We start from the raw sequence: 24,165 nt of genomic DNA on the forward strand, positions 1-24,165 counted from the left end.
CAGGTTCAATCTCCGAGCCCCCGCCATGTCCAAAGGCTTGTCCCTGATTTTCCTGCTGTTGCTCAGCCTCACGACCCAGGCTGAAAACTGGCCCGCCGAGCAATGGCCGACCGCCCCGACACCGACCGGTCCGGCGTTTCAAGCCCTGGAGGCCTATGCCTTCCCATCCCGTGATGACATCACTCGCCAGGGCATTCGCAGCGATGCCTTGCTGGTGATCCGCGACGGCCAGTTGATCTACGAACGCTACGCCGGCCCGACGACGGCCGAGACACCTCACCTGACCTGGTCGATCAGCAAGAGCCTGATGGCCGCCGTCCTCGGCGTGGCCTATGGCGAAGGTTTGTTCAAACTCGACGACCCGGCGGCGAAGTTTTATCAGCCCCTGCAAAAGCATCCCGACATGACCATGGCCGACCTGCTGCACTGGGCCTCGGGCCTGGACTGGCAAGAAGACTACGAATACGCACCGCTGAAGTCTTCGGTGGTGGCCATGCTCTACACCCGTGGTCACCACGACATGGCCGAATTCACCGCGGCCCATACGGCGTACGCGGCTCCGGGCCAGGCGTTTCGCTACTCCAGCGGTGACAGCAACCTGTTGTCCGCCGCATTGAAAACCATCGTCGGCCCCAGTCGCTATCCGGACTATCCGTGGACTGCGCTGTTCGAACCGCTGGGCATTCGCCATGCCGTGTGGGAAACCGATGCCACGGGCACTTTAGTCGCTTCGTCCTATGCCTACCTCACTGCACGGGATCTGGCCCGGGTCGGTCTGTTGATGGCCCGCGAGGGGCGCTGGGCAGGCAAGCAATTGCTGCCCAGGGACTGGGTGGCGTTCAACCGCGAGCCGTTCGCTCACTATCATGCCGGTCAAGACGATGCGGTGCCCGGCGGCCATTGGTGGCTCAATCGAGCGGTCGGGGGCGCGGCACGACCCTGGCCCGATGCCCCCGCCGACACCTTCGCCGCGTTGGGGCATTGGGGCCAGGCGATGTATGTGATCCCCAGTGAACAACTGGTGATCGTCCGCTACGGCGATGACCGCGACGGCAGTTACCGGCACAACGAATTGCTCAGGCTCGCGCTCAAGGCCTTTGCCGGGAAGGTGCAGCCATGAGCGGTTTCATTCGCCGTCGACCGGTCAGTTCGCTATTGCTGATTGTGCTGATCGCCTTGATCGGCTGGGTCTGGCACGAGCGGGTGGCGCTGTGGGCGTTCCCCGACATCATCAGCGCCTACACCGCCAAGGAATACTGTTCGTGCCGCTATGTGATGAACAATGACACCGAGTACTGCCACGGTTATGTGAAACAGTGGCTGCCCGCCAGCGGCTTTACCGATGACCCGGCCGGCAAGCGTGTCACGGTCAGCGGCATGGGCCGCAGCAACGGCGCGGTATGGGTCAGCGAGCGCCAGGGCTGCCGCTTGCAGCCCTGATATCCCTTCAGGTTCCACTCTGTGGAACCACATTCGATTGTCCTGGCGCGCGACTCGCGGTTATCTGGCGGTGAGCGCGACCTGCCTTTGACGTGTCGCGAAATCACTGCGAACAACAAGAACGGGACTACACCCGGCCCGAGGACAATCGTCATGACCCGATATCAGCACATCCTTGCCTGGCTCAACGACGTGGCCAGCGATCTGCACGCCACCCGCCAGGACATCCACGCCCACCCGGAACTCGGCTTCGAGGAAAACCGCACCTCGGCGCTGGTGGCCAAATCCCTGGCGGATTGGGGCTACGAGGTGCACACCGGCATCGGCAAGACCGGTGTAGTCGGCGTGCTGCGTAATGGCAGTAGCCCGCGCAGACTCGGTTTGCGGGCGGACATGGATGCGCTGCCGATCATCGAGAACACCGGTGCAATCTACAGCAGCCAGCATCAGGGTTGCATGCACGCCTGTGGGCATGACGGCCACACCACGATGCTGCTCGGCGCGGCGCGCTACCTGGCGGCGACACGCCAGTTCGACGGCACCCTGACGTTGATTTTCCAGCCTGCCGAAGAGGGCCAGGGCGGTGCCGAAGCGATGCTTGCCGATGGCCTGCTCGAACGTTTCCCCTGCGATGCGCTGTTCGGCATGCACAACATGCCGGGGCTACCCACCGGCCATTTGGGTTTTCGTGAGGGGCCGATGATGGCCTCGCAGGATTTGCTTAACGTGACCATCGAAGGTGTCGGCGGCCACGGTTCGATGCCGCATCTGGCGGTCGATCCGCTGGTGGCGGCGGCCAGCGTGGTCATGGCCCTGCAGACCGTGGTCGCGCGCAACATCGATGCGCAACAGGCGGCGGTGGTCACGGTGGGCGCGTTGCAGGCGGGGGAGGCGGCCAACGTCATTCCACAACAGGCAATCCTGCGCCTGAGCTTGCGGGCACTGAATGCCCAAGTGCGCGAACAGACCCTCGAACGCGTGCGCGCAATCATCGAATCCCAGGCCCGGAGTTTCGGTTGCAGTTCGCGCATCGAACATCGTCCGGCCTACCCGGTGCTGGTCAACCATGCAGCCGAAACCGAATTCGCCAGGCAAGTCGGCGTTGATCTGGTCGGTGCCGATGCGGTCGATGGCACTACCCCCAAACTCATGGGCAGCGAAGACTTCGCCTGGATGCTGCAACGTTGCCCCGGCGCCTACCTGTTCATCGGCAATGGCGTGTCGCGGCCGATGGTCCACAACCCCGCGTATGACTTCAACGACGACATCCTGCTGACCGGTGCCGCGTACTGGGGCGCACTGACCGAGAGCTGGCTCAAGCCGGCCTGATTTCCTCACTTTCTACTGCCGCCGGACCGGGTGCGCGCTGCCGTGCCCGCCGTTACCCAACAGGTTTTTGGAGAGTTCCCCCATGCAGACTTCGAGCACAGGCGTTTCGCGCACCCGGCAGGTGGTCGCCGCGGTTATCGGCAACGCGCTGGAATGGTATGACTTCATCGTTTACGGCTTTCTGGCCAGCATCATCGCCCGGCAGTTTTTCCCCTCTGACGACGAATACGCCTCCTTGCTGATGGCCCTGGCGACATTCGGCGTCGGCTTCTTCATGCGTCCAGTGGGCGGCATCCTGCTGGGGATGTATTCGGACCGCAAAGGGCGTAAGGCGGCGATGCAGATGATCATTCGCCTGATGACTGTATCCATCGCACTGATTGCGTTTGCACCGAACTACGCCGCTATCGGCATGGGTGCGCCACTGTTGATCGTGGTTGCGCGGATGCTGCAAGGCTTCGCCACGGGCGGCGAATACGCCAGCGCCACGGCGTTCCTGGTGGAAAGCGCACCGGCGCACCGCAAGGGCTTGTACGGCTCGTGGCAATTGGTCGGGCAATGCCTGGCGGTGTTCTCCGGGGCGGCGATGGTCGCATTGTTCACCCACCTGCTGTCCCCTGAGGCACTGGAGAGCTGGGGCTGGCGGATTCCGTTTGTGCTGGGTTTGCTGATCGGCCCGGTCGGGCTGTGGATTCGCAAGCACATGGAGGAACCGGAGGAGTTTCTCGAAGCACGCAAACAGGCCAAAGGCGCGAGCCCAAGCCTGATGCAAGTGCTCCGCGAACACACGCGCAGCATTCTGGTATCCATGGGCCTGGCCTGTGGCGCGACCGTGTCGTTCTACGTGGTGCTGGTGAACATGCCAACCTTTGCCCACAAGAATCTCGGCCTGCCGCTGGATCAGGTGTTGCTGGTGCAAATGCTCGCGGTGGCGCTGATGACCGTGATCATTCCGTTGTCTGGCGCACTGTCGGACCGACTCGGCCGGCGCCCGGTGTTGATGGCCTTCACCCTGGCGTTTTTCCTGATGGTTTATCCCTTGTACGTGTGGGTGGCGGCGGCGCCATCGGTTGAGCGTTTGCTGGTGATGCAACTGTTGCTGTGCAGTGCGATCGGCGGTTTCTTCGGCCCGGCTCCGACCGCGCTGGCCGAGCAGTTCCCCATCGAAGTGCGTTCCACCGGTGTGTCGGTGGCTTACAACGTCGCGGTCATGGTCTTCGGCGGGTTCGCGCCGCTGATCGTCACTTGGCTGAGCAAGGTCCTGGCGACTCCGGTGGCGCCATCGTTCTACGTGTTGTTCGCCTGCTTGCTGACGTTGCTCGGCACCTACTGCATGCAAGAAGCACCGCGGGCAAAAAGATCCGTTGAACTCAATCTTGGGGTGAAACCTTGAGCAGCAATCCGATTGTTGAAATGGACGCCGATGCGCTGTCCCGGGCCATTCATGGGCGGCAGGTGTCCTGTCGCGAGGTGATGCAGGCGTATCTGGCGCAGATCGAACGCTTCAATCCACAGGTCAATGCGCTGGTGTCCCTGCGCCCGGCCGAGGCATTACTGGCAGAGGCCGACGAGTGTGATCGCCAACTCGACCGGGGCCAGTCCCGAGGCTGGATGCACGGCATGCCGCAGGCGGTCAAAGACCTGGCGGCCACCGCCGGTTTGCGCACCACGATGGGCTCACCGCTGTTCGCCGAGCAGGTTCCGCAACACGACGCCATCAGCGTGGCGCGGGTGCGCGACTGCGGGGCGATCATCATCGGCAAGAGCAACGTCCCGGAATTCGGCCTCGGCTCGCAAACCTACAACAGCGTGTTCGGCACCACCACCAACGCCTACGATCCGACCTTGATTGCCGGTGGCAGCAGCGGCGGGGCGGCGGTGGCGCTGGCGTTGCGCATGCTGCCAGTGGCCGACGGCAGCGACATGATGGGTTCGCTGCGCAATCCGGCGGCGTTCAACAACGTCTATGGATTGCGTCCGTCCCAGGGGCGTGTGCCGTTCGGGCCCGGACCTGAGATGTTCGTCCAGCAACTGGCCACCGAAGGACCGATGGGCCGTACGGTCACCGATGTTGCCCGTTTGCTCGGCACCCAGGCCGGGTACGATCCGCGCGTACCGTTGTCGCTGACTGAAGATCCGGGGATATTTCACCAGTCGTTGCAGCAGGATTTCAGGGATGTGCGGCTCGGCTGGCTGGGGGACTACAACGGCTACCTGCCGATGGAGCCCGGCGTCATGAGCCTGTGTGAATCGGCGTTGCAGGACTTCGCCACGCTGGGTTGCAAGGTCGAGGCCTGCCAGCCGGATTTCTCCATGGAACGCCTGTGGCAAACCTGGCTGGTGCATCGCCACTGGCTGGTGCAAGGTAGCCTCGGCGGGTTGTATGCCGATGCGCAAAAACGCGAACACCTCAAACCCGAAGCCCGATGGGAAGTCGAGGGCGGGTTGCGTCTGACGGCGGCGGATGTCTATCAGGCCTCGGTCAGTCGCAGCGAGTGGTATCGAGCGCTGAACGAATTGTTCGATCGTTACGACTTCCTGTTGTTGCCCTCCGCCCAAGTGTTTCCTTTTGATGCACAAACCCCTTGGCCGCGCGTTGTTGGCGGGCACGCCATGGACACCTACCACCGCTGGATGGAAGTGGTGATCGGGCCGACCCTGGCCGGGTTGCCGAGCATGAGTGTGCCGGTGGGATTCAACCCCGCCGGACTGCCGATGGGCCTGCAAATCATGGGTCGGGCCCAGGCTGACCTTGCGGTTTTACAACTGGCGTATGCCCATGAGCAGTTGACTCAATGGGTCAAGCGCTGTCCGCCCGGTTGTCTGCAAAATGCATGAGCCCAGCGGACAGGCCCGCATCTTGCTGCGCAAAGTGATCATCCATCTGCGCTTAGGGAGATCGAACCTATGGAGAGCAAGGCAGAAACCGGTAGCGTGCGTTCCGTCGAGCGCGCCCTGGCGATTGTCGAGTTGCTGGGTGAGCATCAGGCTTTGGGGCTGGAGGAGTTGCACTACCTGACGAGCCTGCCCAAGGCCACGGTGTCGCGCATGTTGCTGACCTTGCAGGAGCAGGGCTGGATCTATCGCGGCCTGAGCGACCGGCGTTATCGCTTGTGCGCCAAGCGCCTGTTTGGTGACAGCCAGCAGCGCTTCAAGCGGCGTCTGGTGGAAAACGCCGCGCCGCTGTTGCTGGAGTTGAGTGAGCGCACCGGGTTGGTGGCGGACCTGTCGTGCTTTGACGGCGAGCGGATCGAAGTCATGGAAAGCGCGATCCCCACGGTGCTGCGCAAGCGATACCCGAACAACTGCCAGATCGTCGGCCAGCACGCCAGCCTGTTCCATTCGGCCATGGGGCGGGCCTGCCTTGGCGAGCTGGACAGCCATGAAGTGGAGCGTCTGGCCAGCCGTGAGCGAATGACGGACGAGTCCGTGTTCAACACCACTGAGCAGGCATTGCATCAAGGCTTCGGCCAGCGCACCGAGGGTTACTGGGAGTATCCGGTGCGCCTGCCGTTCCTGATTCGCGCGGTGGCCCTGCCGATCCGCACCGATGGCCGCCTGGTCGGCAGCATGGCGCTGCACTGGCCGATGGATCAGGCGCCGGTGGAGCGAGTACTCAACCTGCACCTCAACAGCCTGGCCACGACCATTGGCGATGTGCAGCAGGCGATGGCCTGATTTGGAACTTGTGGTGGTTTAGAGACTCAAGGCAACACATTTCTTGCAACCTGTGGCAGGCCGGTTAAGGTTCAGCACAGGTTTCTCTGCCTTACGAGTCTCTATGTTCAAGCGCTCCGCCCTCCGATCCCTCGTTTTTCTGCTGCTGACGGGTGCTGCATTGTCGGCCCGCGCCGACTGGTACCTCGATGGCGAATCTTCACGCCTGTCGTTTGTCAGCACCAAAAACGCCAATGTTTCCGAAGTGCAGCGCTTTCTGGTGCTGCACGGCAAAGTCGATCCCCAGGGGTTGGCGCAGGTGGAAGTCGAACTGGAGTCGATCAACAGCGGCGTCCCGTTGCGCGATGAGCGCATGCGCAAGGAGCTGTTCCAGGTCGAGCGGTTCCCCGACGCCTTGATCACCACGAAAATCGATTTGCGCCCGATCAACGATCTCGCTCCCGGCGCACAGCTGGAATTGCGCCTGCCACTGACCGTCGACCTGCATGGCAAGCAACACGAATACAACGCACAGTTGCTGGCGACCCGTCTCGATGACCGGCGCTTTCAGGTGGTGACCCTCGAACCGCTGGTGATCAATGCCGAGGATTTCGATCTGGCGCCGGGTCTGGAAACGTTGCGCAAAATGGCCGGCCTCTCGGCCATCAGTCTTTCGGTGCCGGTGGGTGCGGTGCTGATTTTCACGGCGCGCTGACATGGCCGGAGCGATTTTTCCCTGGCGTGAAGGCAACCACTTCGAACTGCTGATCGATGGCCCGCAGTTTTTTCCGCGCATGCTGGTGGCGATTGCCCGGGCTGAAGAGCAGGTCGAACTGGAGCTGTATCTGGTGGAGGCGGGCGCCTGCGCCGAAGCCATGGTCCAGGCCTTGGTGCAGGCTGCCGAGCGCGGTGTGCGGGTGCGCTGCCTGTTCGATGATTACGGCAGCCTCGCCTTCACACTGACCTTGCGTCAGCGGCTGATGGCAGCCGGGGTGGAACTGCGTTTCTACAATCGCCTGAGTTGGCGACGCTGGGTCGGCAACTTCTACCGCGATCATCGCAAACTGTTGCTGGTGGACCAGAGCCTGGCCGTGGTCGGCGGTACCGGTGTCACCGACGAGTTCTGGACACCGGGGGAAGACGTCAGCCAATGGCATGAAGTGATGGTGGAAATCACCGGCCCGCTGGTACTCGACTGGCAACTGCTGTTCGATCGTCAGTGGATTGCCAACCGCCATCGACGTGCCTGGCGACCGGCCTCGCATTTCGGTCTGCCGCGCCTGCCACGGGTGCCGTCCATAGGCGAGGGCATGGGCCGGGTGGCCTATGCCGACGCCCGCCAACACCGGGACATTTTGCAATCGCTGGTGCGTGCCCTGAACAGCGGTCAACGACGGATCTGGCTAGCCACGCCGTACTTTTTGCCGACCTGGAAAGTTCGCCGCTCCCTGCGCCGGGCAGCTGCCCGGGGCGTCGAAGTGCGGTTGTTGCTGACCGGGCCCCGTACCGATCACCCGTCCGTGCGCTATGCCGGGCATCGTTACTACCCGCGACTGCTCAAGGCGGGGGTGAAGATTTTCGAATACCGGCCGTGCTTCCTGCACCTGAAAATGGTCCTGATCGATGACTGGGTGAGCATCGGATCGTGCAATTTCGATCACTGGAACCTGCGCTTCAACCTGGAAGCCAACCTGGAAGCCCTGGACCCCGGATTGACCCGCTCGGTGGCGGCGAGTTTCGAACGGGACTTCGGGTTGAGTGAGCAAGTCAGCCTGGAGGAGTGGCGACGCCGGCCATTGTGGCGGCGAGTCAAGCAGCGGGTGTGGGGATGGGTGGATCGGGTGGTGGTGAATCTGCTGGATCGACGGGGCTAGTGCCCGCTTTCTGAAAACACTGAGATCCAATGTGGGAGCGGGCTTGCTCGCGAAAGCGGTCTGTCAGTCGACATCATCGTTGTCTGACACTCCGTCTTCGCGAGCAAGCCCGCTCCCACAGTAGTTTTGTGTTGCATCAGGGATTACAGCAACTCAAAACTCTGCTGCGTCACGTCCTGTGAATCCAGGCCGATCTGCACGTTGAACTTGCCCGGTTCCGCCGCGTACTTGAGCTGGGTGTTGTAGAACTTCAGGTCGTCCTCGGTAATGGTGAAGTGCACGACTTTCTGTTCGCCGGCCTTGATCATCACTTTCTGGAAGTTCTTCAGTTCCTTGATCGGGCGGATCATCGAGCCTGCCACGTCCTGGATGTACAACTGCACCACGGTTTCGCCGTCGCGCTTGCCGGTGTTTTTCACCGTGACACTGGCGTCGAGCTTGCCGGTCTTGTTCAGCGTGGTCGACGACAGCGCCATGTCGCTCAGGTTGAACTCGGTGTAGCTCAGGCCATAGCCGAATGGGTACAGGGGACCTGTGGTGTCATCGAAGTACTGCGAGGTGTAATTGCCCGGCTTGCCCGGAGTGAACGGCCGGCCAATGGTCAGGTGGTTGTAGTAGGTCGGAATCTGGCCTACCGAACGCGGGATGCTGATCGGCAGTTTGCCCGACGGGTTGTAGTCGCCGAACAGCACGTCGGCGATGGCGTTGCCGCCCTCGGTGCCGGTGAACCAGGTTTCCAGGATCGCGTCAGCCTGTTCCTTCTCTTCGAGGATCGTCAGTGGACGGCCGTTCATCAACACCAGTACCAGCGGTTTGCCGGTGGCCTTCAGGGCACGGATCAGCTCGCGCTGGTTTTCCGGGATGTTCAGGTCGGTGCGGCTCGACGATTCGTGGGACATGCCACGGGATTCGCCGACGGCGGCAACCACTACATCGGCATCCTTGGCCGCTTTCACCGCTTCGTCGATCAGCACCTTCGCCGGTCGCGGGTCATCCACCACTTCCGGGGCGTCGAAGTTGAGGAAGTTCAGGTAACCGAGGATTTTCGGGTCGCTGGTGATGTTGGCGCCACGGGCGTAGATCAGTGTCGATTTGCTGCCCAGGGCGTTGGTCATGCCATCGAACAGGGTCACCGATTGAGCAGGGCGACCGGCGGCTGCCCAGCTGCCCATCATGTCGATAGGCGCCTTGGCCAGCGGACCGACCAGGGCGATTTTCGCGGTCTTCTTCAGTGGCAGGGTTTCGTTGCGGTTTTTCAGCAGCACCTGGCTGCGGCGTGCCACATCACGGGCCTCGGCGCGGTGCAGGCGGCTGTCGGCGTAGGTGTCGACCGGATCGTCCTCGGCCTTGCCGATGCGCAGGTACGGGTCCTTGAACAGGCCCATGTCGTACTTGGCGCCGAGCACCGCACGCACGGCGTTGTCAATGTCGCTCTGCTGGATCTCGCCGGCCTTCAGCAGCCCTGGCAGCTCTTTGCCGTACAGGGTGTCGTTCATGCTCATGTGGATGCCGGCCTTGATCGCCAGCTTCGCCGCTTCGCGACCGTCGGCGGCAACGCCGTGCTTGATCAGCTCGAAAATCGCCCCGTGGTCGCTGACCGCCAGCCCCTTGAAGCCCCACTCCTTGCGCAGCAGGTCGTTCATCAGCCAGGTGTTGGCGGTGGCCGGCACGCCGTTGATCGAGTTCAGCGCGACCATGACCCCGCCAGCGCCGGCATCGATGGCGGCGCGGTACGGCGGCAAGTAGTCCTGGTACATCTTGACCGGACTCATGTCGACTATGTTGTAGTCGCGGCCACCCTCGACCGCGCCGTACAGGGCGAAGTGCTTGACGCTGGCCATGATACTGTCGGCGGCGTTCGCGCCAGTACCCTGGAACGCCTTGACCATCACGCCGGCAATGCGCGACACCAGGTAGGTGTCTTCGCCGAAGCCTTCGGAAGTACGGCCCCAGCGCGGATCGCGGGAGATGTCGACCATCGGCGCGAAGGTGATGTCGAGGCTGTCAGCGGCGGCTTCCTTGGCGGCAATGCGCCCGGACAGGCCAATGGCATCCATGTCCCAGCTCGAGGCCAGGGCCAGGGGGATCGGGAAAATGGTGCGGTGGCCGTGGATCACGTCGTAGGCGAAGAACATCGGGATCTTCAGACGGCTGCGCATGGCCGCGTCCTGCATCGGCCGGTTTTCCGGGCGGGTGATCGAGTTGAACGTACCACCGATATTACCTGCCGCGATTTCCTTGCGGATCATTTCGCGCGGCATTTCCGGGCCGATGCTGATCAGGCGCAGTTGGCCGATTTTTTCATCGAGGGTCATTTGCTTCATCAGGTTGCTGACGAAGGCTTCCTTGTTCTCCAGGGGTGCGGGCGTCGTGGCGGCCAATACGTTATGACTGGCCAGGCTGACGAACAGGCCCAGCAAACACAGCTTCTTCATGAATAGTTTTCTCAAGGGCCCAAACGGCGATGCACACGCCGGCCAGCCAAAATTTAGGGAGCGTCTATTGTTGTTCGGGTGCCGGCTCAAAAGACCAGAGCCAAAAAACCACAGCCAGATGGCGGATGCGTTTTCGCGCAGGGCCTCTTTTTAGCCCATCGGCCCGTTGCAATCCAGAGGCGCGGGCGATTATGCCCCAAGAGCCGGTCCAGAAGGTTTCACGGTCGGTTTTTTCATGAAATGCACAAGGGAGCATCACCCAGATGAATGTAAGTCCAACCTACCGCTCGCGTTTGCAGGTCGTCACGCTGCTGATGCTGGCCACGTTGCTGACCGCCTGCGGCATCAACAACATCCCCACCCTGGACGAACAGGCCAAGGCCGCCTGGGGCCAGGTGCAGAACCAGTATCAGCGGCGCGCCGACCTGATTCCCAACCTGGTGGAAACTGTCAAGGGCTATGCGGCCCACGAGCAGGAAACCCTGACCGCCGTCATCGAGGCCCGGGCCAAGGCCACGTCGATCCAGGTGGATGCCTCGACCCTGGATGACCCGGAAAAGCTCAAGCAGTACCAGCAGGCCCAGGACCAGCTCAGCGGTGCCTTGAGCCGTTTGATGGTGGTCTCCGAACGTTATCCGGACTTGAAGGCCAACCAGAACTTCCTCGCCCTGCAATCGCAGCTTGAAGGCACCGAGAACCGCATCAGCGTGGCCCGGCGCGATTTCATCCTCGCGGTGCAGAAGTACAACACCGAGATCCGCACGTTCCCCGGTCGCCTGTGGCACACCGTGATGTACAGCGACCTGCCGATGCGTGAGACCTTCGAAGCCACGCCGGGTTCGGAAAAGGCCCCCGAGGTCAAATTCTGAAAAGCGCTCATCGGCGTCACCACGCAAGAGGTTGTCCATGGGCGTCCTGAAAACAGGCCTGTTGCTGATGTTATGGGTGGTGGCGATCGCTGCCCGGGCCGAACTGAGCTTCCCGGCGCTGACCGGGCGGGTGGTCGACAATGCTCAAATGATCGAGCCATCGGTGCGCCAGCAGCTCAGCCAACAACTTCAGGCCCATGAACAAGCCACCGGCGAACAGCTTGTGGTCGTGACGTTGCCGGATTTGCAAGGCACCGATATCGCCGATTTCGGTTACCAGCTCGGCCGCCACTGGGGCATCGGGCAGAAGGACAAGAACAACGGCGCCTTGCTGATCATCGCCCGGGACGAGCGCCGGCTGCGCATCGAAGTCGGTTACGGCCTGGAGGACCGCCTGACCGATGCCCAGAGTTCGGTGATCATCAACCAGGTCATCACCCCGGCATTCAAGACCGGCAATTTCAGTAAAGGCATCAGTGACGGCGTGGCGGCGATGCTGGTGGTGCTGGGCGGCAACCCTCTGGACGAACCCTCCACGGCGTATGACTCCAGAGGCGATCCGGGGGACGATTTCATCGCGCGGCATCCCGGTTTGTTCGTGTTTTTGGTGATGTTGCTCATCCTGACTGTTTTTGTGTGCCAGATGCTCGGTATCCTTCCCGCGAGCCGGGGCAGCTCCGGTGGATCCGGGGGCGGCTTTGGCGGTGGTGGATTTGGCGGCGGCGGTGGAGGGGGAGGCTTCAGCGGCGGCGGGGGCAGTTTCGGCGGAGGCGGTTCGTCCGGCGGCTGGTGATAATAAAAACGAGCAGGCACTTCACGACATGGCATTACTGACTGAACACGAACAACGCAAGGTGGCCGAGGCCATTGCCCGGGTCGAGCGCGACACTGACGCCGAACTGGTGACCGTGCTCGCGGTCCGCGCCGACGACTATGCGTACATCCCGTTGCTGTGGGCCAGCCTGCTGGCGCTGCTGGTACCGGGCATCGTGCATTACTTCACCGGTTGGCTGACCCTGCACAGCCTGCTGCTGGTGCAATGGGCCATCTTCATCGTGCTGTGCCTGGTGTTCCGCCTGCCGAAAGTCACCACCCATCTGATCCCGCGCTCGGTGCGCCACTGGCGCGCCTCGAACCTGGCGCGCCGGCAGTTCCTGGAGCAGAACCTGCACCACACCGAGGGCAGCACCGGCGTGCTTATTTTCGTTTCCGAGGCCGAGCGTTATGTGGAGATCCTGGTGGATGAAGGGATTTCCAGTCGCCTGGACAACAAGAACTGGGACGCGATCGTCGCGACGTTCACCCAGCAGGTTAAACAGGGGCAGACGCTGCAGGGCTTTGTCAGTTGCGTCGAGGCCTGTGGAGAGTTGCTCAAGGTGCATGTGCCGGTGACCCATGTGCGCAACGAACTGCCCAATCGTCTGGTGGTGCTGGGTTAAGCCAGGGCTTCATCTGCTTTTGTAGTGCGCTGCGATACAGTTCCCAAGCGTTGTCCGCCGGGGAGCTTGTCTTCAACATCTCTCACATGATGCACGCCCTGCGATGGGCGTTCTGTGTAGAGGGAGTTTTTATGAAAACGCAACAATCGCTGAGTATCTCGGTGGCGGATTTCCCCGGTAGCGCAATGCTTGCTTCGCCGGTGCAACTGACAGCGAAAGAGACACAAGCCCTGGAGTGGTGCCTCAAAGGCAAAACGTCCTGGGAAATCGCCAGGATTCAGAGTTGCTCGGAATCCACCATCAACTTCCACTTCTCCAATATCCGCCGCAAGTTTGCCGTCAGATCTCGTAACGCTGCCGTGTTCAGGGCGTTGGAGTTGGGGGCCATCACTGTTGAACCATCGCAGCCGCGAGATAATCCATGAGCCTGACTGATTCGACCTACAACAGTATCAGCGGGCTCATGGTGGGGTTGGGTATTGCGACGTTGCCGGTTATCGATGGAGAAGTCCTGTTCGGTGCGACGCTTGGCGCGTGGCTGGTCACTACCACTCGCGCCAACTTCAAGGCCTGGCAACGTATCGGCTCCTGGCTGTTGTCTGCGGGTGTCGGTTACCTGTTTGCCCCGGTCGCCCGGCCACTGGCGCCTTTTCTGACAGCCGGTGTGACTGCTTTTCTGTGCGCGTTACTGGTTATTCCCATCAGTATCAAGCTCATGCAGTGGATCGATGGCGCTGGCCTCGGTGACATCCTTAGTCATCTCAGAGGGCGAGGGCAATGACCTTTGAGATGGCGACTCTGGTGTGGGTGACGAGCGTGGCTCACCTGATCAGTGCGTTCAGGCTGGCGTGTTACCAGCGCGACGAACAACATTACAACTGGTGCGACAGGATATTGATCAGTTTGTGTGGCGCAGTGTTTTGCCTTGCCGGCATCGATGTATTGCTGGCATTCCTGCCGGTGAGCCCATGGCATGCAGTGGTGAGTTTTTTTTCATGCGTAATGATTGTTCGCAGTAATGGCAACATTATTGTTTTGTGGCATGCCTTCAAGCATTGAAACGTCGGACTTCAAGTCAGGTTTTGTTCGAGTATCCAAGTGTTGCCAGGATAGCGGCCATTTCTGAAAGTTGCGTTTCCAGATCCCGCAGGCGACGCTTTTCCTCCAATGCGTGTTGTATTGCGCAGCGGTCATTCTCATCTAGCAATCGCCACAGCGAAAGGATGGTGCTTTCCTGTGTTGTTGCCGTTTGCGCAACATTTGCAGGGGCGTTTAGAGGCGTTTGCCGCAGCATCGGCCCCTCGCCCAGCAGCAACCAGTCGAGGGAGATACCGCGAGCCTGTGCAATGTCTACGCATAATGAGTATGGCGTGCTGTCGCGGCCTTTCCAGCTACTAAGTGTCTGCGGGCTGATCTGTAACGCAGAAGACAGGGATGCGTCAGTTTTTGTGCCCGTAATCTGTTTCAGGCGAGCCAAAACAGCTTGTGATTTTTTGCTACGCAATTTGAGCCTCTTCCTTTTGACATATGCTTTTTGAGTGCTTAACGTATGCGTAATGAGTACTTTTTTTCTTGTAAGTAATCAATCATCAACTATGAATCAGAAGAATACGATGTCGAAACTTCCTAATGGTATCAGGGTGATTTCCTACGAGCTTGCCTCGTATCTATTACGTGTCCGCCCGTTGCACTTCCTTTTGTCTGGCGGACGTTATTTGCAGCACCGGTCTTTTACGAATTGTGTTTCAAGCAGTATTGCGTTTGATCAATTCGATTACCACCGGATAGCCCAAGGGAAGCAAGTATGAGTACTTACAAGATGGTGTGCCCGCACTGCTTGAGCCGGATGCGCATACGTACCAGCGAAGGACGGCATATTTTCCTGCGGGTGGCGTACCTGCAATGTACGTCGGAGGCCTGTGGCTGGTCGGTGCGGGCCGAGTTCGAAATGACCCATGAGCTTTCCCCCAGTGGCATGCCCAATCCGGCCGTGCACCTGCCGTGCGCCGGACCTGACTTGCGCCGCGCCGCGCGGCCTGTCGCCGAAAGTGCTCCGGCGGTGCAAGTGCAACAGGAGCCTTGAGCATGAAGGAGGTTGGTGAACAGGCCCGATTGAATGAGGAGCTATTGACCATAGCGCAGGCGTTTCTGGCCCGTCATGAGGACGAGGGTGTGATTGATGATCAAGTGCTGTTCTTCCGTGCGGTGAGGCATTTGCAGAGTCTGGATATGCCGATGCACCAGGCGGAGCGGCTGGTCGGCCACGCGTACGGATTGCTCAAATCCAGCAACGATCGCCGGCGTCTGGATCTGGATGCAAGTTCCGAAACTGTCGCCGTGGTCACTGATCCGGCCAACGGTCTGACGTGGGCGGTGCCGGTAGGGTTGATCGTCAAGTTCGTCATTAACTCGCCGACCAATCGCAAACTTCGGCTGGTGGAGCCCTGAGGTAGCGACGGTTGGATTCAGGTCCCGATTGGCGGGAACGGGACCTGGCGTAAAATTACCCCGTGCCCAAAACCCTCGTCCCCCCTAAAATACCCGGCATCCCCCCGATTCGTATTGCCGAGGCCGTTTTTCCATGTCCGTCACCGCCACTCCCGCCAGCCTCGCGCCGGATCATCACGCCCAGTTCATCGACCTGCTGCAAGCCAGTCTCGAGCACAACGCGTTCATCAAACTGGTGCTGGCCAAGTACGTGGGCGATGAAACGGACCTGCAGCGGATCATCATCAAGCCCGTGACTGTCAAGGCGCAGCCTTGCCTGTCTTTTGTCTACCGCTACAAGACCCGCGATATCACCAAGAACCTGCCGCTTGTCGAAGGTGTGGCGAACATTGCCGGGCTGCTGCCGGCATCGTTCAAAAATGCGCATTTGTTGTCGTTGACCGACGAAGCCCAGCTCGAATACAGCAAAAAGGGCAAATCATCGCTGTTCAAGAGCCAACCTCAGCAATTGCGCGAAGTGCCTTCGGCCGAGCATAACCGTGAGAAAAACCGTTTTCTTGACCTGAACCGGCCGTTTCTCGCCGACCTGGGTGTGACCAACAAACAGCATGAACTGATCCCGGCGATGTCGCGCAAGTGGAAGCAGATCAACAAGTTCATTGAAGTGTTCAGCCATGCGCTGACCTCGTCACCCCTGGCACTGGACAAGCCGGTGCGTGTGGCGGACTTCGGATCGGGCAAGGGCTACCTGACCTTCGCCATCCACGATTACCTGCGCAACACCTTGAAGGCCGAAGGCGAGGTGACCGGCGTCGAACTGCGTGAAGACATGGTCACCCTGTGCAACACCGCCGCCGCCAGGCTTGAACACCCCGGCCTGGTGTTCAAGTGCGGTGATGTGCGCAGCGTGGCGCCGAGCGAGCTGGACGTGATGATCGCCCTGCATGCCTGCGATATCGCCACTGACTATGCGATCCACACCGGCATCCGTTCCGGTGCTTCGATCATCATGTGCTCGCCGTGCTGCCACAAACAGATCCGCCTGCAAATCCAGAGCCCGGCGCTGCTCAAGCCGATGCTGCAATACGGCTTGCACCTGGGCCAGCAGGCCGAGATGGTCACCGACAGTTTGCGCGCGTTGTTCCTTGAGGCCTGCGGCTACGAGACCAAGGTGTTCGAGTTCATTTCGCTGGACCACACCAACAAGAACAAAATGATCCTGGCGGTCAAACGCGCCGAGTCGGTGGACCCGGTCCGGTTGCTGGCGAAGATTCAGGAGCTGAAGGATTTCTATCACATCAGCGAGCATTGCCTGGAAACCTTGCTGCGCTCCGACGGCTACCTCTGATTCTGTGGGAGCGGGCTTGCTCGCGAAGGCGTTGGGGCAGTCGATATCGGTGTTGAATGTGCAGCCGCATTCGCGAGCAAGCCCGCTCCCACACTGGGTTTGACTGCTGTCTTGCGTCCGAGCATCACCGTCACGATGACCCCGCCCGCAAACAGCCAGGTAATCGGCTCCACACGTTCACCGAAGAACAGCGCCGAGAAGGCGATGGTGAAGAAGATCTGCAGCAACTGGATCTGGCTGACCCGGGCAATGCCCCCCATGGCCAGCCCGGCGTACCAGGCGAAGAAGCCGATGAATTGCGAAAACAGCGAGACATAACCGAAGGCCCACCAGGTCTTGGCGGAAATCTCGCCTTGATGTTGTAGTGCCAGATACACCACCGGCCCAATCAGCACCGGTGTCGACAGCACCAGCGCCCAGCAGATCACCTGCCAGCCACCCATCTCCCTGGCCAGTCGGCCTCCCTCGGCATAGCCCAATCCGCCCACTGCAATGGCGCCAAGCATCAGCAGGTCACCGGCCTGAATGCTGCCGGCACCGCTGATCAGTGCATAACCGAGCACCAACGCACTGCCCAATGCGGCGCAAGCCCAGAAGGCTTTCGATGGCCGCTCATGGGACAACCACGCGGCGTACAGCGCCACGCACAGCGGCTGCAAGCCGTTGACCAGCGCACCGTGGGATGCCGGCAAGGTTTGCATGGCCCAGGCCGACAATACCGGGAAACCGAGGATCACCCCGGCCATCACCAGCGTCAGGCCTTTGACCTGCTTCCAGGTCGGCCATTTTTCCCGGTTCCACAGCAACAGCAACGCCGCCGGAACCGCCGCAAACAGTGCCCGGCCCAAGCCGTTGAGCAGTGGGTGGAGTTCCTGCACGACGATCCGCGTGAAGGGCAGGGTGAGGCTGAAGATCACAACGCCGAGCAGGCCCAGGGCCATGCCGGTGTTTTCGCGCGAGGACATGATGGCAACCAGAATATGGGGTGATGGGGTAAGGCTCCATAAAGCCATAAACCATGGGTTTGCGCTGTTACAGCTAGGCACAGACTTATCCGTACAGTTTGCGGGCCTCTTCGCGACCAAGTCGGATCGCCGCACCGCCGCTCCCACATTGGAATGCGTTCCCCCTGTGGGAGCGGGCTTGCTCGCGAAGAACGATAACGCGGTCCATCAGGTAGTAGCCGGTTGTTACCCGACCCGCCGGATAAGGACTACCTTGAATACTCCTGCACGCCCACTTCCAGAGGAGTCCTCCCCATGGCTGCGAAAAAAATCCTGATGCTGGTTGGTGATTACGTCGAAGACTATGAAGTGATGGTGCCGTTCCAGGCGCTGCTGATGGTCGGCCACACGGTGCATGCCGTCTGCCCGGACAAGGCTGCCGGCCAGACCGTGCGCACAGCGATCCATGACTTTGAAGGCGACCAGACCTACAGTGAAAAACCCGGTCACCTGTTTGCCTTGAACTTCGATTTCGCCAAGGTCAACGCCGCCGATTATGACGCCGTGTTGATTCCGGGCGGCCGCGCGCCTGAGTACCTGCGCCTGAACGAAAAAGTCCTGGAGCTGGTGCGCGCATTCGACAAGGCCGGCAAGCCGATCGCTGCCGTGTGCCATGGCGCGCAGTTGCTGGCGGCAGCGGGTATTCTCGAAGGCCGCGAATGCAGCGCTTATCCGGCTTGCGCTCCGGAAGTGCGACTGGCGGGCGGTACGTATATCGACATTCCGGTGACGGACGGCCATGTTCAGGGCAATCTGGCCACGGCGCCGGCCTGGCCTGCGCACCCGAACTGGCTGGCTGGTTTCCTGGGTTTGCTGGGTACCAAAATCACGCTGTAACGAGGGACGTGTCCATGTGCGAGCTGTATGTCAAAGCCGACCCGATACTCTACGAATCGCGCTCCCGCTCGCTGCGCATCTGCGGGGTGGTCACCACCCTGCGGCTGGAGAATCAGTTCTGGGACATCCTCAGCGAAATCGCCGAGGTCGACGGCATGACCACCAATCAGTTGATCGCCAAGCTGTATGAAGAGGTGATGGACTACCGCGGCGAGGTGGTCAATTTCGCTTCGTTCCTGCGGGTGAGTTGTACGCGGTATCTGAGCCAGCGGCGCACGTCGGCGCCGGAGTTGTCGGTGGTGCGGGCAGTGGTGAAGTAGTCAAAACTGCGTCGACCCCTTCGCGGGCAAGCCCGCTCCCACAGGGATTACGCCGAACCTGTGGGAGCGGGCTTGCCCGCGAAGGGGGCCGTACAGGCGACAGAAATCCCGGCCTGGTCTTTACTGTGAAGCGCGCAACCTCTCAATCGCCAAGGAGAAACAGCATGTCCGGATGGTATGAAGTGAGCAAAAGCAGCAATGGCCAGTTCAGGTTCGTCCTCAAGGCGGCCAACGCCGAGACCATTCTGACCAGCGAGCTGTACACCACCCACGCCGCCGCCGACAAAGGCATCGCCTCGGTCCAGGCCAACAGCCCACTGGATGAGCGCTACGAGAAGAAAACCACCAAGGACGGCCATCCGTATTTCAACCTCAAGGCTGGTAACCACGAGATCATTGGCAGCAGCGAGACCTATTCCTCCGATGCCGCCATGGAGAAAGGCATTGCCAGTGTGAAGGCCAACGGCTCGACCAAGGTGGTCAAGGACAAGACGTTGCCGGTGCTTTGATCACTGCCTTCAAAGCCAGTACAAATCCTTGCTCGCGATGGCGGTCTGACAGTCAACATCTGTGTTGGATTTAATGGCCTCATCGCGAGCAAGCCCGCTCCCACAGGTTCAGCGTGATCCCTGTAGGAGCGGGCTTGCTCGCGAAAGCGTCAACCGCGTCGCCGCTAAACCTCGACCGGAACCGTGAGTTTCGTGCCACCCAGTGCATGACTCTTCGAATCAAAAAACCGCAACTCCACGCCTGTCCCCTCAAACACCTTCGCGTAATGCCGTTTCTGGTGCTGGATGAATGCCTTGCTGCGCGGGTAAATCGAGATCGCCACCACCTGAGGTTTTGCCAGGCGCAAGGCATGGATTATGTGGCTGTCCTGCTCTCCCAGCGCATGGCCGAAGATGCACAGCGCCTGGCCGTGACCGAGTAATTGCTCGTAGCAGAACGACAGGTAGTCCGAACTGCGGATGGTCTTGAGCTTGTCCGCACTCGACCCTTCGTTGACGAACAGCGGCACGTCGTCGAGGGTCTTGATCGTGTTGTTGATGGCGAAATTGCCCAGCAACGTGCCCTCGGTCGACATCAGCTTGCGCGCCGTTCCGTCCTGGTTGCGCACCAGATGCAGACCGCCGTGCAGGTACAGCAACCGGGTTTTATCGGTGGCCGTGTCGCTCAGGTCGAAACCGGGCTCGGCGCCCTGGAACAGATCGGTGATCGCCTCAGGCTGGTGTTGCACCGCCCAGTAGTTGAGCAAGTCGTAATTGGTGGTGAACACAGTCCGGTAACTGGCCAGTTCCTGATTGATAGTAACCAGCGTCGAAGGCACCACCAGCCGCCACGGGATATGCACCGCATGCACGGTATTGATCAGCGCTTCCTTGATCGCGTAGTAGCGATTGCGCGGGGCGGCGGAGCTGACGGCCAGGGCCTTGTTGACCCGGCTGGTGGTTTTCAAGGCGCTCAGTACCTGCTCGAAACTGCGGGTCTGCATGGCATCGAACACGCTCAGCTCGGACGGGCTCAGGGGTTTTTCTTCAACGGTGCGGGCGTTTTCGAACAGCGACTCGTAGCCGAAATCGTCCCACACCGCGCGACTGGCACCGTTACCCACCAGCAAACCACTGAACGAAGCGGTGCTGCGCAAGGCGTTCCAGTCTTCAAGTTGAGTATCGACATCCTGGAAATCGGTCATTGCGGTCTTCGTCTCACGGCAAAAGGTCTGTGGGCGGCGACTTTATCACGACCGGTGCCCGGACCACGGCACGACGCGGGCGAAGAACGCTATGCTGCGACTTCGCCTGAGCCGACTTCGCCGAGTACCCGATGCTGCAAAAAAGCCTGATCCGCCGTCTCGACCTGATCACTCTGCAACTGTTCGTCGCCGTGCATGAAGAGGGCACGCTGACCCGTGCCGCCTCGCGCGAAGCGATTGCCGTCTCGGCGGCGAGCAAGCGCTTGATGGAGCTGGAGGAGGCGCTGGGCATCAGTCTGTTCGTGCGCCAGGCCAAGGGCATGTCCCTGACGCCTGCCGGTGAAACCCTGCTGCACCATGCCCGGCAGATGTTGTTCAACGTCGAGAAAATGGGACTTGAACTGGGGGAGCACAGCCACGGTGTGCGCGGTTATGTGCGGATGCTCGCCAACCTGTCGGCGATCATTCAGTTTTTGCCCGAGGACCTGCGGGATTTTTCCGAACGTCACCCACAAGTCAAGACCGACCTCGAAGAGCGCCCCAGCGCCGGGGTGATTCAGGGCGTGCTCGACGGGGTGGCCGACCTCGGGATCTGTTCCATCGACAGCGATATCAAGGGCTTGCACAGCGTGCTGTATCGCCAGGACAAACTGGTGGTGTTGATGCCCCCGCACCATCCATTGGCGAGCCGGTCGGACGTGGCGTTCGCCGATACGCTGGGCAGTGATTACGTTGGCTTGCATGCCGCCAGTTCGATCAACATGCGTACCCACGCAGCGGCCCGCGAAGCCGGCAAGGTGCTGCGGGTTCGTATTCATGTGCCGGGGTTTGATGCGATGTGCCGCATGGTCCAGGCCAACATGGGTATCGGCATTCTTCCGCAGCGCGCCTTTGAATTGTTTGGCCGGGCACTGGGTTTGCACGCGGTGCCGTTGACGGACGAATGGTCGGACCGGGCGTTGATTCTGGTGGTGCGCGATGAGGTGTTGCTGTCGCCGGTGAGCCGGATGTTGTTTGAGCATTTGCGGGGTTGAGCCTGAAAGTTCTTCGCTGACTGTGCCGGCCTCATCGCGAGCAAGCCCGCTCCCACACTGGATCTGTGTAGCGCTGAAAATCCCTGTGGGAGCGGGCTTGCTCGCGAAGGCGGCCCTGAGGTCGCGATAACTCTCTGGAGCGTTCGCATTTCGCGAACGCCCGTTGCCAACTGAAGGTTGGATTCCTCAGACACCGCTCCTCTAGTCTTGGCCCATATTCCAAGAACAAGAGGTACCCCGCGATGACTGCCCCCTTGAGTGCGATCAAAGTGATCGAGATCGGCACGCTGATCGCCGCGCCGTTTGCGGCGCGCATGCTGGCCGAGTTCGGCGCCGAGGTGATCAAGATCGAAGCCATGGGCCAGGGCGATCCCCTGCGCAAATGGCGCAAGCTGCATGAAGGCACCTCGCTGTGGTGGTACCTGCAATCGCGCAACAAGAAGTCCCTGGCACTGAACCTCAAATCCCCCGAAGGCATCGAACTGGTCAAGCAACTGGCGACCAGCGCCGATGTGCTGATCGAGAACCTGCGCCCCGGCGCCCTGGAAAAACTCGGCCTGGGTTGGGACGTGTTGCACGCGCTCAATCCCAACCTGACGCTGGTGCGGATTTCCGGTTACGGCCAGACCGGTCCGTACCGCGATCGTCCGGGTTTCGGTGCCATCGGCGAAGCCATGGGCGGGATTCGCTACACCACCGGCACCCCCGGTTCGCCACCGGCGCGGGTCGGTGTGAGCCTTGGCGATTCCCTGGCGTCACTGCACGCGGTGATCGGCGCGCTGATGTCGTTGCTAAGGGTCAAGACCGGGCAGGGCGGTGGGCAGATCGTCGATGTGTCCCTGGCCGAAAGCGTGTTCAACGTCATGGAAAGCCTGGTGCCGGAATACGACATGCTTGGCCATGTGCGTGAACGCAGCGGCGGCGCCTTGCCGGGCATCGCGCCGTCCAATACTTACCTGACGGCCGATGGCGCCTATGTGGTGATTGCCGGCAACAGCGATCCGATCTACAAGCGTCTGATGCAAACCATCGGCCGCGCCGATCTGGCCGAGGCAGCGGAATTCGCCCACAACGACGGGCGTGCAGCCAAGAGCAATCTGCTCGACGCCGCCATCACCCACTGGACCAGCAGCCTGCCCATCGACGAGGTCCTGGCCGCGCTGGAAGCCGCCGAAGTCCCGGCCGGGCGCATTTACTCGGTGGCCGACATCGTCGCCGATCCGCACTACCAGGCGCGGGACATGCTGCTCAATGCCGAGCTGCCCGGTGGCGCCACGGTGAAGATGCCGGGGATCGTGCCAAAACTCTCCGAGACCCCCGGCGGCGTGAACTGGTCCGGTCCCGGGCTGGGCCAGCACACCGATGGCATCCTCGCGCAGTTGGGCCTGACCGCGACGGACATCGAACGCCTGAAAGTCGAAGGAGTGGTGCAATGATTACCGATTATTCCGACAGTCTTATCGTGCAGGAAGTGTCCCCGCGGGACGGTTTGCAAATCGAGCCGACCTGGGTTGAAACCGACGACAAGATTGCCCTGATCGATCAATTGTCGCAGGCCGGATTCAGCCGCATCGAAGCCGGTTCGTTCGTGTCGCCCAAGGCCATTCCTGCACTGCGCGATGGTGAGCTGGTGTTCAAGGGCATCACTCGGCAACCGGGGCTGATCTATGTCGCGTTGATCCCCAACCTCAAGGGCGCGCAACGGGCGTTGGCGTGCCGTGCCGATGAGCTGAACCTGGTGATGTCCGCCAGCCAGACCCACAACCTGGCGAACATGCGTATGCGCTGTGAAGATTCATTGGCCGCGTTCGGCGAGATTGTGCAGTACGTCGGCGAAAGCCCCGTGCGACTCAACGGCAGCATCGCCACCACCTTCGGCTGCCCGTTCGAGGGTACGATCGATGAGGACCGCGTACTGCAAATCGTCGAGGCCTATCAGGAGCTCGGCATCCAGGGCGTCACCTTGGCCGACACCACTGGCATGGCCAATCCGCGTCAGGTCGAGCAGTTGGTGCGCCGGGTGCTGCAACGGGTGTCGCCGGCGGACCTGACCCTGCACTTTCACAACACCCGCGGCCTTGGCCTGTGCAACGTGCTGGCCGCCTACGAGGCCGGTGCCCGACGCTTCGACGCGGCCCTCGGCGGCCTTGGCGGCTGCCCGTTTGCGCCGGGAGCGTCGGGGAACATCTGCACCGAGGATCTGGTGAATCTGTGCGATGAAGTCGGCATCCACACCGGTATCGATTTGCCGCTGCTGCTGAAACTGTCCCGAGGACTTCCGGCGCTGCTCGGCCATGAAGTGCCCGGTCAACTGGTCAAGGCCGGGCGCAACTGTGACCTGCATCCGGTGCCTTCCTGACCCCACCCAGATCCCTGTGGGAGCGGGCTTGCTCGCGAAAGCGGAGTGTCAGTCGACATCTATGCAGGATGTCAGAACG

The 24,165-nt window shown here is 61.1% G+C and carries 27 protein-coding genes; 23 read left to right on the forward strand and 4 right to left on the reverse strand.

Annotated elements, in window-relative coordinates:
* Positions 1 to 25 precede the first annotated feature (25 nt).
* The 8 genes from AC07W4_RS21685 to AC07W4_RS21720 all read left to right on the forward strand — a co-directional run bounded on the left by AC07W4_RS21685 (position 26) and on the right by AC07W4_RS21720 (position 8,300).
* Positions 26 to 1,120 (forward strand): serine hydrolase domain-containing protein, encoded by a 1,095-nt coding sequence (locus AC07W4_RS21685; protein WP_495033925.1) that lies wholly within the window; start codon positions 26 to 28, stop codon positions 1,118 to 1,120.
* Complete coding sequence (locus AC07W4_RS21690; protein WP_495033926.1) at positions 1,117 to 1,440, forward strand: amidase; 324 nt, start codon at positions 1,117 to 1,119, stop codon at positions 1,438 to 1,440. The genes AC07W4_RS21685 and AC07W4_RS21690 overlap by 4 nt, the downstream gene beginning before the upstream one ends.
* Before the next feature lie 153 nt (positions 1,441 to 1,593).
* Positions 1,594 to 2,769: a M20 aminoacylase family protein gene (locus AC07W4_RS21695; protein WP_495033927.1), complete on the forward strand. Its 1,176-nt coding sequence runs from the start codon at positions 1,594 to 1,596 to the stop codon at positions 2,767 to 2,769.
* A gap of 82 nt (positions 2,770 to 2,851) precedes the next feature.
* The gene (locus tag AC07W4_RS21700; RefSeq protein ID WP_218485615.1) at positions 2,852 to 4,162 is read left to right on the forward strand and encodes a citrate-proton symporter; all 1,311 of its coding nucleotides are present in this window, start codon (positions 2,852 to 2,854) and stop codon (positions 4,160 to 4,162) included.
* Positions 4,159 to 5,607 (forward strand): amidase, encoded by a 1,449-nt coding sequence (locus AC07W4_RS21705; protein WP_495033928.1) that lies wholly within the window; start codon positions 4,159 to 4,161, stop codon positions 5,605 to 5,607. The genes AC07W4_RS21700 and AC07W4_RS21705 overlap by 4 nt, the downstream gene beginning before the upstream one ends.
* 69 nt (positions 5,608 to 5,676) lie before the next feature.
* Positions 5,677 to 6,447: an IclR family transcriptional regulator gene (locus AC07W4_RS21710; protein ID WP_495033929.1), complete on the forward strand. Its 771-nt coding sequence runs from the start codon at positions 5,677 to 5,679 to the stop codon at positions 6,445 to 6,447.
* 103 nt (positions 6,448 to 6,550) lie between these two features.
* Positions 6,551 to 7,141, forward strand: coding sequence for a YceI family protein (locus tag AC07W4_RS21715; protein WP_102701047.1), 591 nt, complete (start codon positions 6,551 to 6,553; stop codon positions 7,139 to 7,141).
* 1 nt (position 7,142) lies between these two features.
* Complete coding sequence (locus AC07W4_RS21720) at positions 7,143 to 8,300, forward strand: phospholipase D-like domain-containing protein (protein WP_495033930.1); 1,158 nt, start codon at positions 7,143 to 7,145, stop codon at positions 8,298 to 8,300.
* Between the two features lie 143 nt (positions 8,301 to 8,443).
* Here AC07W4_RS21720 and bglX read toward each other — a convergent pair whose 3' ends face one another.
* Positions 8,444 to 10,735 carry a beta-glucosidase BglX gene (gene bglX / locus AC07W4_RS21725; RefSeq protein ID WP_495033931.1) on the reverse strand — a complete coding sequence of 764 codons (2,292 nt, stop codon included), beginning with the start codon at positions 10,733 to 10,735 and terminating at the stop codon, positions 8,444 to 8,446.
* Between the two features lie 263 nt (positions 10,736 to 10,998).
* Here bglX and AC07W4_RS21730 point away from each other — a divergent pair, with 263 nt between their 5' ends.
* From AC07W4_RS21730 to AC07W4_RS21755, 6 genes are all read left to right on the forward strand, one after another.
* Complete coding sequence (locus AC07W4_RS21730; protein ID WP_008051807.1) at positions 10,999 to 11,604, forward strand: LemA family protein; 606 nt, start codon at positions 10,999 to 11,001, stop codon at positions 11,602 to 11,604.
* 37 nt (positions 11,605 to 11,641) lie between these two features.
* On the forward strand, positions 11,642 to 12,397 hold the full coding sequence (locus tag AC07W4_RS21735; RefSeq protein ID WP_495033932.1) for a TPM domain-containing protein: 756 nt from the start codon (positions 11,642 to 11,644) through the stop codon (positions 12,395 to 12,397).
* A 28-nt stretch (positions 12,398 to 12,425) separates the two neighbouring features.
* Positions 12,426 to 13,043, forward strand: coding sequence for a TPM domain-containing protein (locus tag AC07W4_RS21740; protein WP_495033933.1), 618 nt, complete (start codon positions 12,426 to 12,428; stop codon positions 13,041 to 13,043).
* 131 nt (positions 13,044 to 13,174) lie between these two features.
* Entirely contained in the window at positions 13,175 to 13,468 is a 294-nt protein-coding gene (locus AC07W4_RS21745) for a helix-turn-helix domain-containing protein (protein ID WP_495033934.1), read from the forward strand.
* Entirely contained in the window at positions 13,465 to 13,824 is a 360-nt protein-coding gene (locus tag AC07W4_RS21750; RefSeq protein ID WP_495033935.1) for a putative holin, read from the forward strand. The genes AC07W4_RS21745 and AC07W4_RS21750 overlap by 4 nt, the downstream gene beginning before the upstream one ends.
* The gene (locus AC07W4_RS21755) at positions 13,821 to 14,102 is read left to right on the forward strand and encodes a phage holin family protein (RefSeq protein WP_495033936.1); all 282 of its coding nucleotides are present in this window, start codon (positions 13,821 to 13,823) and stop codon (positions 14,100 to 14,102) included. The genes AC07W4_RS21750 and AC07W4_RS21755 overlap by 4 nt, the downstream gene beginning before the upstream one ends.
* 16 nt (positions 14,103 to 14,118) lie before the next feature.
* On the opposite strand, the gene AC07W4_RS21760 is transcribed toward AC07W4_RS21755, so the two are convergent.
* Entirely contained in the window at positions 14,119 to 14,547 is a 429-nt protein-coding gene (locus AC07W4_RS21760; RefSeq protein WP_495033937.1) for a helix-turn-helix domain-containing protein, read from the reverse strand.
* Between the two features lie 300 nt (positions 14,548 to 14,847).
* Between AC07W4_RS21760 and AC07W4_RS21765 the strand changes: the two genes are divergently transcribed.
* The 3 genes from AC07W4_RS21765 (at position 14,848) to AC07W4_RS21775 (ending at position 16,839) form a co-directional block, all read left to right on the forward strand.
* Complete coding sequence (locus tag AC07W4_RS21765; protein ID WP_495033938.1) at positions 14,848 to 15,126, forward strand: Ogr/Delta-like zinc finger protein; 279 nt, start codon at positions 14,848 to 14,850, stop codon at positions 15,124 to 15,126.
* 2 nt (positions 15,127 to 15,128) lie between these two features.
* Positions 15,129 to 15,491, forward strand: a complete 363-nt coding sequence (locus AC07W4_RS21770; RefSeq protein ID WP_495033939.1) for a hypothetical protein — start codon at positions 15,129 to 15,131, stop codon at positions 15,489 to 15,491.
* 133 nt (positions 15,492 to 15,624) lie between these two features.
* Positions 15,625 to 16,839 carry a class I SAM-dependent methyltransferase gene (locus tag AC07W4_RS21775; RefSeq protein WP_495033940.1) on the forward strand — a complete coding sequence of 405 codons (1,215 nt, stop codon included), beginning with the start codon at positions 15,625 to 15,627 and terminating at the stop codon, positions 16,837 to 16,839.
* On the opposite strand, the gene AC07W4_RS21780 is transcribed toward AC07W4_RS21775, so the two are convergent.
* Entirely contained in the window at positions 16,830 to 17,804 is a 975-nt protein-coding gene (locus AC07W4_RS21780) for a DMT family transporter (protein ID WP_495033941.1), read from the reverse strand. The genes AC07W4_RS21775 and AC07W4_RS21780 overlap by 10 nt on opposite strands.
* Positions 17,805 to 18,098: 294 nt before the next feature.
* Here AC07W4_RS21780 and AC07W4_RS21785 point away from each other — a divergent pair, with 294 nt between their 5' ends.
* The 3 genes from AC07W4_RS21785 to AC07W4_RS21795 all read left to right on the forward strand — a co-directional run bounded on the left by AC07W4_RS21785 (position 18,099) and on the right by AC07W4_RS21795 (position 19,509).
* A complete protein-coding gene (locus AC07W4_RS21785) occupies positions 18,099 to 18,680 on the forward strand; it encodes a DJ-1/PfpI family protein (RefSeq protein ID WP_277535357.1) in 582 nt (193 codons plus the stop codon).
* A 14-nt stretch (positions 18,681 to 18,694) separates the two neighbouring features.
* Positions 18,695 to 19,000, forward strand: coding sequence for a ribbon-helix-helix domain-containing protein (locus AC07W4_RS21790; protein ID WP_008051823.1), 306 nt, complete (start codon positions 18,695 to 18,697; stop codon positions 18,998 to 19,000).
* 164 nt (positions 19,001 to 19,164) lie between these two features.
* Positions 19,165 to 19,509 (forward strand): YegP family protein, encoded by a 345-nt coding sequence (locus tag AC07W4_RS21795; RefSeq protein WP_495033942.1) that lies wholly within the window; start codon positions 19,165 to 19,167, stop codon positions 19,507 to 19,509.
* 164 nt (positions 19,510 to 19,673) lie between these two features.
* Here the strand turns inward: AC07W4_RS21795 and AC07W4_RS21800 are convergent, their stop codons facing one another.
* Positions 19,674 to 20,693, reverse strand: a complete 1,020-nt coding sequence (locus AC07W4_RS21800; protein WP_495033943.1) for a DUF4917 family protein — start codon at positions 20,691 to 20,693, stop codon at positions 19,674 to 19,676.
* Between the two features lie 131 nt (positions 20,694 to 20,824).
* Between AC07W4_RS21800 and AC07W4_RS21805 the strand changes: the two genes are divergently transcribed.
* The 3 genes from AC07W4_RS21805 (at position 20,825) to AC07W4_RS21815 (ending at position 24,086) form a co-directional block, all read left to right on the forward strand.
* Positions 20,825 to 21,727 carry a LysR family transcriptional regulator gene (locus tag AC07W4_RS21805; protein WP_495033944.1) on the forward strand — a complete coding sequence of 301 codons (903 nt, stop codon included), beginning with the start codon at positions 20,825 to 20,827 and terminating at the stop codon, positions 21,725 to 21,727.
* 242 nt (positions 21,728 to 21,969) lie between these two features.
* On the forward strand, positions 21,970 to 23,163 hold the full coding sequence (locus AC07W4_RS21810) for a CaiB/BaiF CoA transferase family protein (RefSeq protein ID WP_495033945.1): 1,194 nt from the start codon (positions 21,970 to 21,972) through the stop codon (positions 23,161 to 23,163).
* Positions 23,160 to 24,086 (forward strand): hydroxymethylglutaryl-CoA lyase, encoded by a 927-nt coding sequence (locus AC07W4_RS21815; RefSeq protein WP_495033946.1) that lies wholly within the window; start codon positions 23,160 to 23,162, stop codon positions 24,084 to 24,086. The genes AC07W4_RS21810 and AC07W4_RS21815 overlap by 4 nt, the downstream gene beginning before the upstream one ends.
* Positions 24,087 to 24,165 lie beyond the last annotated feature (79 nt).

This window comes from Pseudomonas sp. GW821-FHT02A08, assembly GCF_059422045.1.